Source organism: Curtobacterium sp. MCBD17_021, from assembly GCF_003234525.1.
Taxonomy (GTDB): domain Bacteria; phylum Actinomycetota; class Actinomycetes; order Actinomycetales; family Microbacteriaceae; genus Curtobacterium.
The window spans coordinates 1-823 of record NZ_QKTS01000033.1; the positions used below are offsets into that span (position 1 = coordinate 1).

The 823-nt window shown below is 67.7% G+C and carries 1 protein-coding gene; it reads right to left on the reverse strand.

Annotation, left to right across the window (positions count from 1 at the left end; all coding sequences use genetic code 11):
- Position 1: 1 nt before the first annotated feature.
- Positions 2-682, reverse strand: coding sequence for a hypothetical protein (locus DEI83_RS15660; RefSeq protein ID WP_111082861.1), 681 nt, complete (start codon positions 680-682; stop codon positions 2-4).
- Positions 683-823: the final 141 nt, after the last annotated feature.

An 823-nucleotide genomic window follows, 5' to 3' on the forward strand; every position in this document is an offset into this window, starting at 1 on the left:
GTTACTTGATCTGGGCGGTGATGGTGGCGGTGCCGACGAGCAGGCCGCGCTTGACGGCGTCCGTCTTGAAGGTCTGGTTCAGCAGGTCCGCGGCGTCCTGGGAGATGTGGACGGTGGTGCCGGTCAGGATCGCGTTGTCGCCCTCGAGCTGGAGGGGCTTGAGGGAGCCGCCGTGCAGCTCGAACAGGAACGCGTTCGGCGCGGCGACCTCACCGTTGACGAGGACGTCACCGTAGAGCTTCGACGAGCCCGGGTTCACGACGAAGTTCTCGAGCGTGACGGTGGTGTCGCCGGCCTTGAGGGTCAGTCCGGAGTCGTCGTGGTTGAGCAGACCCTGGACGTAGGGACGGTAGTCGCCGTCCGGGCTCCAGTAGGTGACCGAGCCGGAGGTGATCGGGAACGACACGGCGCCGTCCTCGAGGGTCGCATCTCCCGAGACACCCGGGGTGAGCTTGAGGGAGGTCAGGGCGTCGGTGAAGCCCTTGTCGAGGGCGACGGAGGTGTCGCCGCCGAGGACCTCGGGGACCGACGCGACCGGGGCGGGGATCTTCGACTCGGAGCTGGAGACGGTGTGCACGACCGGGGTGGACGCGTTCGCGGCGGTCACGCCGAACGCTGCGCCACCGAGGACGAGGGCACCGGTCGTGGCGAGGGTGATCGAGGTCTTGAGGGACTTGCGCATGTCTTCGTTCCTTTGCTTGTCGCGCTCGGCGCGGATCAGGGATGGATGCGCGCCGAACACACCCCGCGAAGGGGTGGAGAACCAGCGATGTGCGGCTGGTGAGCGCTTGCGGGCCGTTCCCGGCTTGTGACAGTGATTCGG